Origin of the sequence: Anaerocolumna chitinilytica (assembly GCF_014218355.1) — a bacterium.
GTDB classification, from domain to species: domain Bacteria; phylum Bacillota; class Clostridia; order Lachnospirales; family Lachnospiraceae; genus Anaerocolumna; species Anaerocolumna chitinilytica.
Genome location: NZ_AP023368.1, coordinates 5,075,677 through 5,091,270 on the forward strand (window position 1 = coordinate 5,075,677; position 15,594 = coordinate 5,091,270).

Annotated in this window: 15 protein-coding genes and 2 pseudogenes; 7 read left to right on the forward strand and 10 right to left on the reverse strand. The window is 39.4% G+C overall.

The window, feature by feature from the left end; genetic code table 11:
• Positions 1–26: 26 nt before the first annotated feature.
• The gene (locus tag bsdcttw_RS22175) at positions 27–1,013 is read left to right on the forward strand and encodes an SPFH domain-containing protein (protein WP_185256949.1); all 987 of its coding nucleotides are present in this window, start codon (positions 27–29) and stop codon (positions 1,011–1,013) included.
• A 267-nt stretch (positions 1,014–1,280) separates the two neighbouring features.
• Here the strand turns inward: bsdcttw_RS22175 and bsdcttw_RS22180 are convergent, their stop codons facing one another.
• The 3 genes from bsdcttw_RS22180 to fba form a co-directional block, all read right to left on the reverse strand.
• Positions 1,281–2,996: a phospho-sugar mutase gene (locus bsdcttw_RS22180; protein WP_185256950.1), complete on the reverse strand. Its 1,716-nt coding sequence runs from the start codon at positions 2,994–2,996 to the stop codon at positions 1,281–1,283.
• Between the two features lie 247 nt (positions 2,997–3,243).
• Positions 3,244–4,266 (reverse strand): glycoside hydrolase family 130 protein, encoded by a 1,023-nt coding sequence (locus bsdcttw_RS22185; RefSeq protein ID WP_185256951.1) that lies wholly within the window; start codon positions 4,264–4,266, stop codon positions 3,244–3,246.
• Between the two features lie 617 nt (positions 4,267–4,883).
• Positions 4,884–5,747, reverse strand: a complete 864-nt coding sequence (fba, locus tag bsdcttw_RS22190; protein WP_185256952.1) for a class II fructose-1,6-bisphosphate aldolase — start codon at positions 5,745–5,747, stop codon at positions 4,884–4,886.
• A 209-nt stretch (positions 5,748–5,956) separates the two neighbouring features.
• On the opposite strand from fba, the gene bsdcttw_RS22195 reads away from it, so the two are divergent.
• Positions 5,957–7,168, forward strand: coding sequence for a DNA polymerase Y family protein (locus tag bsdcttw_RS22195; RefSeq protein ID WP_330602324.1), 1,212 nt, complete (start codon positions 5,957–5,959; stop codon positions 7,166–7,168).
• Positions 7,169–7,198: 30 nt separating this feature from the next.
• Here the strand turns inward: bsdcttw_RS22195 and bsdcttw_RS25430 are convergent, their stop codons facing one another.
• From bsdcttw_RS25430 to bsdcttw_RS22205, 3 genes and pseudogenes are all read right to left on the reverse strand, one after another.
• On the reverse strand, positions 7,199–7,639 hold the full coding sequence (locus bsdcttw_RS25430; protein WP_334297359.1) for a NifB/NifX family molybdenum-iron cluster-binding protein: 441 nt from the start codon (positions 7,637–7,639) through the stop codon (positions 7,199–7,201).
• Positions 7,619–8,464 (reverse strand): annotated as a pseudogene (locus bsdcttw_RS22200) (P-loop NTPase); the annotation flags it as partial. The pseudogene bsdcttw_RS22200 and the gene bsdcttw_RS25430, both read right to left, overlap by 21 nt.
• Positions 8,457–8,801 carry a DUF134 domain-containing protein gene (locus tag bsdcttw_RS22205; protein WP_207726452.1) on the reverse strand — a complete coding sequence of 115 codons (345 nt, stop codon included), beginning with the start codon at positions 8,799–8,801 and terminating at the stop codon, positions 8,457–8,459. The pseudogene bsdcttw_RS22200 and the gene bsdcttw_RS22205, both read right to left, overlap by 8 nt.
• Before the next feature lie 379 nt (positions 8,802–9,180).
• On the opposite strand from bsdcttw_RS22205, the gene bsdcttw_RS22210 reads away from it, so the two are divergent.
• Positions 9,181–9,756, forward strand: a complete 576-nt coding sequence (locus tag bsdcttw_RS22210) for an N-acetylmuramoyl-L-alanine amidase family protein (protein ID WP_185256955.1) — start codon at positions 9,181–9,183, stop codon at positions 9,754–9,756.
• Positions 9,757–9,884: 128 nt separating this feature from the next.
• Here bsdcttw_RS22210 and bsdcttw_RS22215 read toward each other — a convergent pair whose 3' ends face one another.
• Positions 9,885–10,229, reverse strand: a complete 345-nt coding sequence (locus tag bsdcttw_RS22215; RefSeq protein ID WP_185256956.1) for a phenylpyruvate tautomerase MIF-related protein — start codon at positions 10,227–10,229, stop codon at positions 9,885–9,887.
• A 383-nt stretch (positions 10,230–10,612) separates the two neighbouring features.
• Here bsdcttw_RS22215 and rpoD point away from each other — a divergent pair, with 383 nt between their 5' ends.
• Both rpoD and bsdcttw_RS22225 read left to right on the forward strand, forming a co-directional pair.
• Positions 10,613–11,728 carry an RNA polymerase sigma factor RpoD gene (gene rpoD, locus bsdcttw_RS22220; RefSeq protein WP_185256957.1) on the forward strand — a complete coding sequence of 372 codons (1,116 nt, stop codon included), beginning with the start codon at positions 10,613–10,615 and terminating at the stop codon, positions 11,726–11,728.
• A 133-nt stretch (positions 11,729–11,861) separates the two neighbouring features.
• On the forward strand, positions 11,862–12,578 hold the full coding sequence (locus bsdcttw_RS22225) for a lysophospholipid acyltransferase family protein (RefSeq protein ID WP_185256958.1): 717 nt from the start codon (positions 11,862–11,864) through the stop codon (positions 12,576–12,578).
• Between the two features lie 97 nt (positions 12,579–12,675).
• Here bsdcttw_RS22225 and bsdcttw_RS22230 read toward each other — a convergent pair whose 3' ends face one another.
• The 3 genes and pseudogenes from bsdcttw_RS22230 to bsdcttw_RS22240 all read right to left on the reverse strand — a co-directional run.
• Complete coding sequence (locus bsdcttw_RS22230) at positions 12,676–13,212, reverse strand: NAD(+) diphosphatase (protein WP_225903731.1); 537 nt, start codon at positions 13,210–13,212, stop codon at positions 12,676–12,678.
• A gap of 75 nt (positions 13,213–13,287) precedes the next feature.
• Positions 13,288–13,653: a zinc ribbon domain-containing protein gene (locus bsdcttw_RS22235; protein WP_185256959.1), complete on the reverse strand. Its 366-nt coding sequence runs from the start codon at positions 13,651–13,653 to the stop codon at positions 13,288–13,290.
• A 245-nt stretch (positions 13,654–13,898) separates the two neighbouring features.
• Positions 13,899–14,423, reverse strand: a pseudogene (locus bsdcttw_RS22240) (manganese catalase family protein); the annotation flags it as partial.
• A gap of 229 nt (positions 14,424–14,652) precedes the next feature.
• Between bsdcttw_RS22240 and bsdcttw_RS22245 the strand changes: the two are divergent.
• Together bsdcttw_RS22245 and bsdcttw_RS22250 are read left to right on the forward strand one after the other, a co-directional pair.
• Entirely contained in the window at positions 14,653–14,937 is a 285-nt protein-coding gene (locus bsdcttw_RS22245; protein ID WP_185259958.1) for a hypothetical protein, read from the forward strand.
• A gap of 459 nt (positions 14,938–15,396) precedes the next feature.
• Positions 15,397–15,588, forward strand: a complete 192-nt coding sequence (locus bsdcttw_RS22250; RefSeq protein WP_185256960.1) for a helix-turn-helix transcriptional regulator — start codon at positions 15,397–15,399, stop codon at positions 15,586–15,588.
• The last annotated feature ends 6 nt before the right edge of the window (positions 15,589–15,594 follow it).

Sequence of the window (15,594 nt, forward strand, 5' to 3'; positions counted from 1 at the left end):
ATAATGCACAGAAAGGAAATTGAACAATGGGTTTCTTTAAAGACCAATTCTCCAATGTAGTGGAGTGGGAAGAATTTAGAGAAGATATGATATTTTGGAAATGGAGCAATAAGGAGATAAAAAAGGGAAGCAGGCTTATCATTCGTCCCGGTCAGGATGCCGTCTTCTTATTTAACGGTAAAGTAGAGGGAATCTTTCAGGATGAGGGCGATTACGATATTGAGTCTCAAATCATACCTTTTCTTTCAACCTTAAGCGGCTTTCGATTCGGCTTTAACAGCGGAATGCGTGCCGAGGTTTTATTTGTCAATACAAAGGAATTTACAGTAAAGTGGGGAACAAAGAATGCTATCAATATCCCTGCTCCTACCCTTCCCGGAGGCCTTCCAATCCGCGCTAACGGAACTTTTCAATTTAAGGTTAAAGATTATGTTAAGCTCATTGACAAGATAGCAGGTATTAAGGAAAGTTATCTGGTTGAGGATGTAAAACTCCGTATCACAGCTTTGCTAGACCAGCTCTTAATGAAGTGGATAGTAAAAGAGGGTAAGGATATGTTTAATCTGCAAGCCAATTCCTATGACATTTCCTCCGGAATCAAAACTGACCTGGATATGCAGCTTTTTGATACTGGTTTAAGCGTAACCGGTTTTCAGATTATGAGCTTTAATTACCCCGAAGAAATTCAGGCAATGATTAATAAAAATGCTTCCTATGGCATGGTAGGTGACTTAAACCGTTACCAACAGGTTGCTATGACAGACGGTCTTTTTGGAAACAATGCTCATGGTGGCGGAAGTGCTGCCAGCGACATGGCAGGTATGATGATGGGTGCAAATATGGCTAACCAGATGCTAAACCGGATGAATAATTCCGGGAACGGCCAAGGTTTTCAAACAAACCCCGGTGCAAATCCAACGGCAAACCCCGGCACGAAGCCTAACTTCTGCCCTAACTGCGGTCAGAAAACCACTGATGCCAACTTTTGCCCTAACTGCGGACAAAAATTATAATAAATATTACATTAAACATCCATGTTAACATAATTTAAGAATTCAAAAAGCAAGGGCATGTCTTCACAGCAGAAGATTCCCTTGCTTTTTTTATATCACAATACAGATAGATTCGGCTAAAATCTATAACCCGATGTTTGAATTAAACAGTTCCATGCTTGCTCGCTGACGCACCCTACTTATTCCAAGCCTTGTTACCTCTTATTTGCAGTTGAGATTAATCACATTACTGTTCGGCTTATTCCCTTTAACCTGTAGCGAGACAGGTTAAGCTACGACAAATACAGGGTCATGCACTAATTTATCCAACTTTTCAGAGGCATCAGTTAAGCTGCTGCCTTTCACGCCAAAATAGAATTTTATCTTAGGTTCTGTACCGGAAGGCCTTACCGCACACCACGCATCTTCTTCCAAATCAAAATAGAGTACATCTGATTTCGGAAGACCTGTAGGAACAACTTCTTTTGTCACTAGATCCGTAATCGTATCTGCCTCATAATCTCTGAATTTTAGTACTTTAAGTCCACCGGCTGTAAGAGGAGGATTTTTGCGGTAATTTCCCATGATTTCCTTAATCTTTTCCATTCCTTCAATTCCCTTTAAGGTAACAGAAACCAAATCCTCTTTAAAGTAGCCGTATTTTTCAAATACCCGGTTCATCTGTTCATAGAGAGAAATTCCCTGGGTCTTATAGTAAGCTGCCGCTTCACATAGAGCCATAACTGCAACTACCGCATCCTTATCTCTGGAATGAGTTCCTACGAGACAGCCATAGCTTTCCTCAAATCCAAATACGTACTCGTGGGAGCCGGTTTCTTCAAATAATTTAATCTGCTCTCCGATATACTTAAAGCCGGTCAATACTTCGATCAAGTCGGCATGATAATATTCTGCGATTCTATCCGAAATATTTCCTGTTACGATTGTTTTAATCAAGGCAGCATTCTTTGGCAGTGTATTATGGGCTGCTTTCTGAGAAAATACATATTCTGCTATAAGTGCACCGGACATATTTCCGGTCAGAAGTCTGAATTCACCATCTTCTCCCCTTACCTGCACGCCCAGCCTATCTGCATCGGGGTCTGTGGCAAGAATCAAGTCCGCTCCAACTTCATCTGCTAACTTCTTAGCAAGGGTAAATACTTTTGGATCTTCCGGGTTAGGATATCCTACCGTAGGAAAATTTCCATCAGGAAGCTCCTGCTCTTTTACCACATAGACATTGGTGAATCCTAATTCCTTTAAAATCCTTCTGACAGGAAGGTTACCGGTTCCATGAAGAGGTGTATAAACAATTTTCATATCCTTACATTCATCTGTTATAGGATTAACTACAAGCTTCTTAAGTTCTTCCATATATCTGTCATCAATTTCTTTTCCGATGACCTGATACAGTCCTTTTTTTACCGCTTCATCTTTCTTCATTGTTTTGACCGCAGCATATTCTGTGATAGCATTAACCTCACCGATGATTTCCACGTCCTTGGGATAGGTTATCTGTGCGCCATCTTCCCAGTATACCTTATAACCGTTATATTCCGGAGGGTTATGACTTGCAGTGATTACAATACCGGCAATACAATGCAGTTCTCTTACTGCAAAAGAAAGCTCGGGGGTAGGTCTTAAGGACTCAAATACATAGGCTTTGATTCCGTTTGCATTAAGGCAAAGAGCTGCATCTGCCGCAAATTCAGGAGACATCCTCCTGGAATCGTATGCGATAGCTACTCCTTTTTCTTCGCCGGCCTGCTTTAAGATATAATTGGCAAGACCCTGAGTTGCTTTTCTTACTGTATACAGATTCATACGGTTATTTCCGGCACCCAGAACACCTCTAAGCCCTCCCGTACCGAATTCCAAATCTTTATAAAAGCGATCTTTGATTTCACTGTCATTACCCTTAAGTTCCAAGAGTTCTTTCTTCGTATCGGCGTCAAAATAGTCATCTGATATCCATTGGTTATATTTCTCTAAGTAGTCCACTGTCTGTGTCTCCTTTCATCATTGCTTTAAATAGGCTTTGCAAATTGTCACACCCTATTGTACTGAATTTGCCATTAACTTGCAATGCATTTTTCCTATTTCTCCGTATCAGGAAAATGGGTATAATGCAAGTAAGTCTAAAGTATTTTCCTTATAAACAAAGAAAGCGGTCAGTTCCAAAAGGAACCTCCCGCTTTCTCTTAACTGCAACAATAACATTTCATACAAGTGCAGCAATTTAATAGTATCAGATAATACCAATCGTATTATCATCACCAATATTAACGTTATGTTCCTTTACAAAGCCAACGATCTCATCAAGAGTTGTAAAAGCAAGCCCAACGTAGCTGTCTGCTGCGCCATAATAAATAGCAATTCTTCCGGTTTGGGCATCATGGAGTGTGGCACAGGGGAAGACTACATTTCCTACAAAGCCTCTCTCTTCATACCATTCTTCCGGTGTAAGTACGAAACTGTCGGAACGGTATTTTACAATGGAAGGATTCTCACGGTCTAATATAGCTGCACCCATACTATATACATAGCCGTTGCAGGTACCGGTTACTCCGTGATAGAACAAAAGCCAGCCTTCACTTGTTTCAATAGGTGCTGCTCCTCCTCCTATCTTAAGAGTCTGCCACCATTGGTTATTGCCCTTTGTCATAACGTGCTTATGCTTTCCCCAATATACCAGGTCAGGGCTCTCACTTAAGAAAATGTCACCAAAAGGTGTATGTCCGCTGTCGCTGGGACGGGAAAGAAGCATAAAGTTACCATTTATTTTTCTTGGGAAGAACACACCATTTCTGTTAAAAGGAAGGAATGGGTTATCCAGTCTGACAAAAGACTTGAAATCTGTTGTTTTTGCAAGTCCAAGAGCTGCACCGTAAAAATCTGTACACCAAATTATATAATAGATATCTTCTACCTTAATTAGTCTGGGGTCATAAGCATATCTTGGCATATATGGCTCACCCTTTTCGTTTACAAAGGGAATCTTCTCTTCATCATAAGTCCAATGAATAGCATCTTCACTATGTCCTAAATAAAGCTGAGGAACACCGTTGGTCTGTTCCCCACGGAAAACACCGATAAACTTTCCTTCATAAGGAACAACGGCACTATTGAATATTCTGGCTACTCCTTTTAAAGGGTTTCTTCCGATTATTGGATTCTCAGAATATCTCCAAACAGGTCCTGCTGCATTAGCAGGCTTCTCCTGCCAGGGGATATTAGGCAGATTGTCTGCCAGCATCTTAATTTCTCCCATTTTATGTCTCCTTTTTCATGTTTTGTAAAATAACGCACTATTATGCATTAAATTCAACGCAAGATATATGTGAATAAATTTTACTATGTACTTACTAAGGCCATTATAATTTATTCTCCTTCTTCTGTCAATAATATGTGCATTTTAATTTATTAATTGTGCTTTTATATATCATTATTATTGCATATTTAGATTATATCTCACCATAATTTTACTTTTTCTCTTCTATTAGCTAGTATCAGAGTATTTCGCAAATATAATTTAAGTGCTATAGTGAAATAATATATATTGTGATGCCTTTATTTTTTCATATATATGCTACTTTTATTTGCTTTTAATGCACAATTATGCACAATATTATCTATCAACAAAACTTTTGCTGTTTAATACAAAGAATTATTTTTCTACTTACTAACTTCTATTATAACCATTACACTATATTATATTTCTTGTTGTCTGTAACGGACTTCCTTTATGTCTCAATACGATTCAATGAAAAAATCGGAAAGCCTGAGTTCATCTCCCTAAAAAAATAAGCTTGCCAGAAGAGGTTGATTACCACTTCCTGCAAGCTTATTTTCTATAATAAATAAGTATTACTCAATTGTATTGACTAATTAAGCTTTTCCAACAGAACCGAAAAGTTCCATCTTTTCCTTTACAGTTCCTTTGATTGCTTCGAAACCAGGTGCTAAAAGCTTACGAGGGTCAAATCCTTTACCGGAAAGATCTTTTCCATCTTCAATGTACTTACGGGTTGCAGCTGCGAAAGTAAGCTGGCATTCAGTATTAACATTGATCTTAGCTACACCAAGAGAGATAGCTTTCTTAATCATATCTTCGGGGATTCCTGTACCGCCGTGAAGAACTAAAGGCATATCTCCGGTTAATGCCTGTATAGCATCCAGTGCATCAAAGCGAAGACCCTGCCAATTCTCAGGATATTTTCCATGGATATTACCGATACCTGCAGCAAGCATTGTTACTCCAAGATCAGCGATGGATTTGCACTCGTTAGGATCAGCTACTTCACCGGCACCGATAACGCCGTCTTCTTCTCCGCCGATTGAACCAACTTCTGCTTCCAGAGAGAGACCTTTCTCTGCGCAAACCTTAACTAATTCTCTTGTCTTCTCAATATTTTCTGCAATAGGATAGTGGGAACCATCAAACATGATGGAAGAAAATCCAGCTTCGATGCATTTGAAAGCACCTTCATAGCTGCCGTGATCTAAGTGAAGTGCAACAGGAACGGTAATCTTTAATTCATCTATCATGGCTGTTACCATACTTGCAACGGTCTTGTAACCGCACATATATTTACCGGCACCTTCTGATACTCCTAAGATAACCGGTGAATTTAATTCCTGAGCTGTTAAAAGAACTGCCTTTGTCCACTCAAGGTTATTAATATTGAACTGGCCTACTGCGTAATGTCCAGCCTTTGCTTTATTAAGCATATCTTTTGCTGATACTAGCATATTCATACCTCCATTTTGTGTGAATATTGTTTGTTTCATTATAGCCTTTTGTTATTATACCTCATTTATAGGAAAAAGAAAATATAATTTTCTTTTGTTCCTTTTTATTTGTTATTTTATTATCAAAGTTGTTTATGTTTTCCTCTTTTTCCGAATGTTTGTTTGTGCTATAATGGTGTTATCATTATGACCGGAAAGGGATTGTTCCTATGAAAGACAGGCTGATATTCCATATTGATGTTAATTCTGCATTTCTTAGCTGGGAAGCTGTTCACAGGTTGGAAACCGATAAGGATGCATTGGATTTACGGACAATTCCTTCTGCTGTTGGCGGTGATCTAAAGACCAGACACGGAGTAATCCTTGCCAAATCCCATCCTACAAAGGCCTTTGGAATAAATACCGGGGAGCCGGTGGTGGCAGCCTTAAAAAAATGTCCTAGTCTTTATCTGGTTCCTCCAAACCATAACTTATACGAGAATTATTCCAAATCTCTTCGGGAACTCTTGTATCAGTACACCCCCACAATGGAACCCTTTTCCATCGATGAAGCCTATCTGGATATGACAGGTGCAATACCCCTTGGTTCCACACCCCTTAAAATAGCCGAAACAATAGCCAAACGGGTACGAACAGAACTGAAATTTACCGTGAATATCGGCATTTCATCAAATAAGCTTCTTGCAAAGATGGCCTCTGACTTTGAGAAACCCGATAAAATCCACACATTGTTTCCCTCTGAAATTGAAAAGAAAATGTGGCCCCTTCCTCTTACTGAACTCTTCTTTGTGGGACGCTCTTCTGCCAGAATTTTAAGAAATCTGGGACTTCGTACTATAGGCGATATAGCGAATACTAATCTTGCCTTTTTAAAGTCCCACTTAGGAAATAAACACGGTGAAAGTATCTATGCCTTCTCCCATGGGATTGATAATAGTCCTGTAGAAGACTCCCCTTCCGCTGCTAAGGGTTATGGCAACAGCCTTACCCTATCACAGGATATTACCGACTTTAACGATGCCAAAGAGATATTGCTCCTCCTTAGTGAATCAGTGGGTTCCAGGCTCAGAAAAGATAATATAAAGGCTTCGTGCATTACCGTGGAAATGCGGGACTGTGATTTTATCAACCAATCCCATCAGATAACTCTTCCCTTGCCCACTAATACAACGGACGTTATCTATCATACTGCCTGTAATCTTTTACAGGAATCCTGGAAAGGGGCTCCGTTAAGGCTTCTTGGCGTAAGGGCCGGAAAGCTGGAAGAAAAAACAGAATATACGCAGCTCTCCCTCTTTTCCATGAAAGAAGATGAGAAAAAGGAAAAGCTTGATAAGGCTCTTGACAGCATAAGAGAAAAGTATGGTTCAGATGCTGTACAGCGTGCTACCCTGCTTCCCAAAAAACAAAGTGAAAATTAATAAATCATTTTCACTTTGTTTTTCTATCTATTATTTACAATTACAGGCCCCTTCGTTATGTTCAGAGTTCCCACCCTGACATCCACAGGTAGCTTTTGAACTTTCATTCAAACCGCCGTCCAGATAAGCAGCAACGGACACATCGGCATCTCCTGCCGCACCCGGTACTACCAGGATGCCGCTGTTCATTAATCCCTCCATGGCTTCCATTCCTATTCCACCACAGATTACGACATTAATCTTCTCTCTTTTCATCATTTCTATGGTTGCGCCATGTCCCTCGCCTTTGGAATCCAGAATTGTTTTACCGACTAATTCATTTTCCTGGAATTCATAAAGAGTAAACTCTGCTGCTTTTCCAAAATGAGCAAACACATTATTATTTCCGTCTGTTGGTACTGCTATGCGGCAAAATCCATTGTCCTCTTTTTCTTGTCTTTCTTCACCAAGTAAAGACTTTAGTGCATCCACTGCTTCTGTAAGCCATGGACCATTAAGACCCTCGATATTTTCTGCATCTACTGCTTCTGCTATAGCAGGTGTAATCGGTATTCTTCCCAAAACCGGCAGCTTATACTTCTCTGCGGTTTCCTCTACATGGCTGGTACCAAAAACACTTATCTTTTCTCCGCAGTTACCGCACTCTAAGTAACTGTAATTCTCTACAATACCAAGAATCGGCACATTCATGGCTTCTGCCATATTTACAGCCTTTGCAACAATCATGGATACCAGTTCCTGAGGTGAGGTTACGATAATTACACCATCGACAGGAAGGGACTGAAACACCGTAAGAGGAACATCTCCGGTTCCGGGAGGCATATCTACAAACATATAGTCCACATCGTCCCAAAGCACATCAGACCAGAATTGTTTTACTGTTCCTGCTATTACCGGTCCCCTCCAGATTACAGGGGTATCCTCTGTTTCTAAGAGCAGATTGACGGACATGATTTTAATGCCGCTTTTGCTGACAGCCGGAAAAATACCAAGTTCATTCCCTTTTGCTTTTTCATGAATGCCAAAGGCCTTCGGAATGGATGGTCCTGTAATATCTGCATCCAAAATAGCAGTGTGATAACCTTCTCTGTTTATCAGTACACTTAAATAGGAAGTTAAAAAGGATTTTCCAACGCCTCCTTTTCCACTGACAATACCTATAACCTTCTTCACTTTGCTGTAAGGATTCAGCGGCTCTCTAAAGTCCTCCTTCTCCTGTTTTCTGGAAGAGCAGGTAGCCTGACAGCTGGAACAGCTGTCACCACAGCTGCTTTGAGTTTCATATGTTTCACTCATGTTCTATAACCTCTTTTCTGCATTTTTTACATTTCATACTGCACCGGCAAACCGGTGATACCTGATAATTCCCTCCGGCAATGGTAATATTCTTACCCTCCAAAAGTGCCTCGGTAACCTTGTGCCTTGCCGTATACAAAATTCGCTGGAGAGTTCCTCTGGAAATATTCATGCTATGGGCTGCCATTTCCTGGTCCATCTCCTCAAAGTCACATAACCTTAAGGCTTCCAGCTCATCCATCTGTATCTCGGTAAAATCCTTGTCTTTGATTGCAGGCTTCAGGTTTTTCTGTTTATATTCTGCACAGATAAATCTGCATTTTTCATTTCCCGGCAAAAAAATCTCCTCTCCGCTGAAAACCATCCTTGAATCAGCCATTTTGTATATTCGTGCCATTCAGCACGGTGCATAGAAACTTATGTAGTTGAAGCATTTTGCACAGCATGTTTGCTTGCAATTTTTACTTTGTTTCCATGTTTTATCCGTGCATATGCACATAGAATACATTATACACCCCGAATTCTTCCTGTCAACCATTCCAGCACAGATAAGATATGAAATTCTGCTGTCATACTTAAGTTACATGCCGTTATTCCAGCGCCTCCAGCGTTAATCGTTTAAAGAGGAGAGGCATATAAAATTTTACGCTTCTTTACAGTAGCAAATATGCAATATTTGAATATGATGTAATAATAGAACGAAAAGGAGTATTATCTTGGCTATACGAATTTTTATAGATCAGGGGCATAATCCCCAAGGCACCAACGCCGGTGCAGAGGGCTTTGGACTTAGAGAACAAGATATTACCTATCAGGTTGGAATCTACCTGGCAAACATTTTAAACGCAGACCCAAGGTTCGAGGCCCGTACCTCGCGAACCTCTCCGGAACAATCTTTAGGTTACAGCAATACCTCAAGCCTTGCAGAACGTGTACGTCTTGCTAATACCTGGCCGGCAGATTACTTTATCAGTATACACTGCAACGCAAGCGACAATCCTGCCTTAAACGGTACCGAGTGTTATGTTTATGAAAATTACACCCAGTCCTATTACCTGGCTGAACGCATTCTGACAGCAATCGTTGAAAGGCTTGGAACCTATAACAACGGTGTCCGTATCAATCCTTCCCTTTATGTATTAAGAAGAACAAATATGCCTGCCGTTCTTGTAGAACTAGGATATATTACAAACTATGAAGATTCTCAGAAACTGAAAAACAGGCAATATGATTTTGCTTATGCCATCTATCAGGGCTTATTAAATTACTTTGGTTTTTCACCAAATCCCTGATGGTTGCAATCTTTTTGGGGTAGTTTTAAAAGCATTTCCTGGCAAAAATACAGGGCTGCTGCATTCACATAACCGCCAAAATATTATGACTTTTAGCAGTTACATTTATGCAGCAACCCCATACTAACTTAAAAGTTATTACCGTTATATCCCCAGTTACTTACTTCTTCATATTTTACATATATCTGGCCGGGGTCAATAGATAGCTCTTCTTTTAGAATTACAGAAATCTCGGAAGTGAGCTTACTATAGGCCTCTGCACTGGACTTTCCAAAAAGCTTAACCTCTACGAAAGCAATTGGTTTATCTGATTTTCCCTGAAAATAAAGACTTGAATCTCCTTCAAAAGACAGCATTAACCAGTTCTCGCTTTTACCGGGTAAAATACTGATGGCCTTCCCAAGCCTTTCCTTTATCTTTACTTCCTTTTCTTTTGGGATGGTGATATTGGTTTTTGTACTGATATAGGGCATATGAAACCTCCTTCGTTTTCTGCCTTTAGGATAGAGGATTTTCCTGCCATTTGTCAATACTGTTCTTCTTTTTAAATTCATGGATATTTTTACTGCTTGCCACATATTTTATTCTAGAGAGAGTTGTCTGAAAAATTTGCTGCATTTGAAGCGAATTTTTTCGAGATAAATCGGTTTTCATGATAAAATTTATCTTTTCTTATCGGACAGCCTGTGCTATAATGATATTTGGTGGTAATTTTGTCCCATGAAACTTATTTACTAAATATTTATGCATGAAATGTCCCGGGAATAATCATACTAGACTCAGGGCACTTAATTTTGTAAAGGGTTTCTTTTTTTATTGTCTTATGCTAATTCAATGAGACCCATGGAGGAATATGATGAGCGAAGCAACACATAATTTTGAAGAAAGATTAAAAGAACTACTCTCCTATGCCAATGATAACAAAGGCGTTGTAGATGTAGGCAAAGTAAATGATTTTTTTAAAGAGATGAACCTTGAAGTAAGGCAAATCGATAAAATATATGAATATCTTGAGGCACATAATATTGTTGTCTTAAATCCCATTGAAGAGGATGAACCCGATGATGAAATCATCTTAGAACTAGAAGACAGCGATGAAGCTGCCCTTTTAGACATTGACGATTTTTCCATGATTGGTACTATGTCCGATGACCCGGTAAAGCTTTATCTGAAGGAAATCGGAAGCTACCCCTTACTTTCTGTAGCGGAAGAAATTGAATTAGCGAAAAAGATTGAAGAGGGTGACGAATATTCCAAGAAAGTATTGGCAGAATCAAACCTCAGGCTGGTTGTAAGTATTGCTAAACGTTATGTGGGCAGAGGTCTTTCTTTCCTGGACTTGATTCAGGAGGGTAATTTAGGTTTAATCAAAGCGGTAGATAAATTCGATTACAGCAAAGGTTACAAATTCAGTACCTATGCTACCTGGTGGATTCGTCAGGCAATTACCAGATCCATTGCCGACCAGTCCAGAACCATACGTATTCCGGTACATATGTCTGAGGTTATTAACAAGACATATCGTGTATCCAGAAGCCTGCTGCAAAGTCTGGGCAGAGAACCCAGCGAGCAGGAAATCGCAGATGCTATGAAGCTTCCCATTGAAAAGGTAAGGGAGATTCTAAAGGTATCCGCCGATCCTATTTCCCTGGATACTCCAATCGGTGAAGAGGATGACAGCCACTTGGGTGATTTTATTAAGGATGATTCCATTATGGGACCGGAAGATGCCGCATCTTACTCTGTACTGCAGGATCAGATCTCAAAGCTTCTTGAGACTCTCACTGAAAGAGAGCAACGGGTGCTGATTCTTCGTTTCGGCCTAAAAGACGGAAGAACCAGAACTCTGGAGGAAGTAGGGAAAGAATTCAACGTAACCCGTGAGCGTATTCGCCAGATAGAAGCCAAAGCTTTAAGAAAACTAAGACATCCCAGCAGAGCCCGCATGTTAAAAGGCTATGATATTATGTAAATTTCTTGATACAACCTATTTCATTATGTTAACCTTTCTGGTACAATAGCATAAGAATATAGGCATATTAAAAAGCCTTTTCAACTACGTACGAATATCGGACCCGTATCCGGTATTAGGGAAAGAGGTTTGAATGGAAAGAATCCTGGTGATGGTACTTAAAAGTATCTTTCAATTGCCATATTGGCTCTTTTTATTAAATAAATACAAGAAGCATCCGGAAAAATACAGCGAGCAGAAAAAATACGCATTTCTTCATCACGTTACGGTATTGGCAAATAAGCGCGGAAAGGTCCATATAACCTGTACAGGAACAGAGAACCTTCCTGAGGAGAACGGCTATGTGTTATATGGCAACCATCAGGGTCTCTTTGATGCCCTGATTCTTCTGGAAACCCACGATAAGCCATTTGCAACGGTATCTAAGATAGAGATTGAGAATATCCCTTTTCTTCGGGATGTATTTACCCTTCTGGGCTCCAAGTTCATTGTAAGAGAAGATGTACGCCAGTCCTTAAAGGTGTTAAATGAAGTTACAGAAGAAGTAAAGCAGGGTAAGAATTATTTGATATTCCCAGAGGGAACTCGTTCAAAGAAAGGGAATCAGATACAAGAATTTAAGGGAGGCAGCTTTAAATGTGCCATGAACGCCAAATGCCCTATCGTTCCCTTGGCAATCCTTAATTCCTATAAAGTATTTGACACTCATTCCATCAAAGAAGTCAATGTGCAGATACATTATTTAAAGCCTCTGTACTATGAAGATTATAAAGATATGAAGTCAAATGATATCGCCCACTATGTTGAAGAAGCTATTAAACAAAAAATTGCGGAGACGGATTCAAATTAATACAGAGAAAGCCCAGAATACAAATTGTTATTGTATTCTGGGCTTTTTATAAATTTCATGCCAACCATTAAAAATAGTGAATATTCTTATTTCAAGGCTAATCTATTGGAATTAGGTGAATAATTTTCCCATTTTCCGTTCTTTCCAGAAAGTAATGATAGAATCTCTCTGCCAGACTATTCGGTTTAATTATCCTCTTTGCCTCCTCGAAAGAGTACCAGCCTGCCCTGTCCACTTCCGGGGTCATCCCGCTTAAGTCCTCTGAATCCACCATGCTTACATAGTTGAATATCAAAGTATTGGAACCGGGATAATATTCACTTTTCATAAATTGACAGGCAACAACCGTCATACCCATCTCTTCCATTACTTCTCTTGCCAGTGCATGTTCTGCCGATTCCCCTTTGTTAATATAGCCTGCCACTAGTATATTATCTGTTTTTCCATATTGTTGAATCAATAATATTTTATTTCTTTCCCGATTTATCACCACTGTGCTGATTGCAGCATTATATATAGGAAAGCGAAAGGCTTCACAGCTTTTACAATAGGGAACAAGTCCATCTTCCTTGCACATCTTTAACTCCAGCCTGCTGCCACATTCCACACAATAGTTCATATGAAGACCTGCCATCCTATCCTCCTGCATTGATAATCCTTCTTATGAAAAAAAGCTGCTCCCAATCGGTAACAGCTTTCTAGAAACTGATTAGTTATCTTCCTCTTCCACTCTCGTACCACAGCTTGAGCAATACAGGGCATCCTTTGACAGCTCTGCACCACAGCTCTCACATAATTTGGTACCTTTCAAGGTTTGTATTTCCTTTTTTAATTCTGTGATTTTATCCATTGAAGCCGTTATCTCACCGCACAGTCCTTCATATTCGTAGTTCTCATCCTGGAGATGAGCATTGTAATAAGCTCGGCCAATCTCGATATAATTTTTATTGATTTTATCCTTTTCATTGCTTACCTGGCTGCTTAATTTTGCAACATCAGCCACTTCCTTTGCCTTTTTGGCAATCTCTTTACTTTTAACGGTTATGGTGTCTCCAACCTTCTCAAAAAAATCCATTCTATCTACCTCCTTATAGCATTCTTTATCTTTCTTCATTATAAGCTGTATTTTCTTTCTCCATTAGTATATGTCATTATAGTATCATAATTTGCAATAATTGCAAGTATGTTAATTGTTTTTTAATAAAAGGGAAGTTCTCCCCTTTCGAGTGTTATAAGGGAGCTCTAATTCACATTTTTTCGATAGAAGGTGTTTCAAGCGCCGTAAGCTCTTGAAACACCTTCTGGCTATGCTATCATATCCTACTTATCATATGCAGGGTTAAAGGCATAGAAGTTCTTGGAATCAAGATTATCCTGAACAATTCTTAAGGATTCACCGAATCTCTGATAGTGAACAACTTCTCTCTCTCTTAAGAAACGGATAGGATCAATAACATCAGGGTCTTTAATCATGCGAAGGATATTATCATAGGTCGTTCTTGCTTTCTGCTCTGCTGCCATATCTTCATGAAGATCCGTAATGGGGTCGCCTTTTGACTGAAATACCGTTGCACTAAAGGGTGTTCCGCTGGCTGCCTGAGGCCAGAGCCCAAGTGTATGGTCAACAAAATACGTGTCGAAGCCGGATGCTTTGATTTCTTCAATAGAGAGATTTCTGGTAAGCTGATGAACAATGGCACAGATAATTTCCATATGAGCCAATTCTTCTGTTCCGATATCGGTTAAGATACCTTTTACCTCATTATAAGGCATTACATATCTCTGAGAGAGATAGCGCTGAGATGCAGCTAATTCTCCATCAGGGCCGCCAAAGTGCAATAGAATATGATTTACAAAATACCAGTATTTATAATACTTGTAGTACCATTAACCCATTGTAACATGTAAATAAATGTTATACAATCTATGTACTGAATATATCTAGAATAAGTGTTTTTAGCAGGTTTCGTCCCCAACCTGTCCCCCTAAGTGTTTGAGCTTAGGGGATTTTTATTGACAAATATTTCTTCCGGTAGGATAATTAAGTTATTATTTTACATAGGAGGGTTATATCATGGGATTATTTTCATCAAAAGAAGAAAAGGAATCAAAGGAACAACAGAAATTACAGGATGCACTTGATACATACGAACTAAATGACCTTGACATGAAATATGCACAGTCGGTTAGATATATACAGCAAACTCTAGCTGCAGCAAATGTGATGGAAAACGGCGCTTTTCTTGCTGGCATGAAGGGAGAGGAAAGCATTAAAATTACTTATCTTAATACATTGATAGAGCAGAACTGGATTATCATTCGCCAGCTTGACGAAATATCTAAGAAACTAAGTAAATAATATAATTGTTAATAAGCCCAGGGGTCTAATTCCTGGGTGTTTTTATATAAATATTTCCATAAAACCATTGACAAGCACGTTTATACGTGCTATAATATATACATAATCAAGGAAAGGAGGAAGTCCAGTGGGTAAGAAACATAAGAAAAAACGAAAAGAAAGCCTTTACAACTTAATCATTAAAGCAATGGTCGCCACCGCCGCTTTAATTACTGCCATAGCAGAGTTAGTAAAAGCTTTCAAATAACTAGACGGGGAGAGAAATCTCCCCTACCTAAAATAATCTTACCACATTGGATTTAAATTGTAAAATGAAAATGATGTCATTTAATACACTGTTTTTTATCTTTTCGCTTATTTTAGCAATAACAACAAACTGGGCAGTATATGCTTGTATTTTTGTTATCTGCGCATCTTTACTAATGTTACTAGAAGTGATTCCGAAACTCTGGAGGTATTATGCGATTAAAAGAAATAAGAATAAGTAAAGGATTATCGGTCCCTAGCCTCGTTGAATTAAGCGGGGTTCCTAGGCGAACGATACAAGACATTGAGAAAAGCGGTAATTGTAAAGTAGACACAGCCATTCTGCTGGCCGACGCTCTGAAGGTTACCCTTGATGAGCTATGTAGAGATAACCCGGAGGAGTAGCCCCCG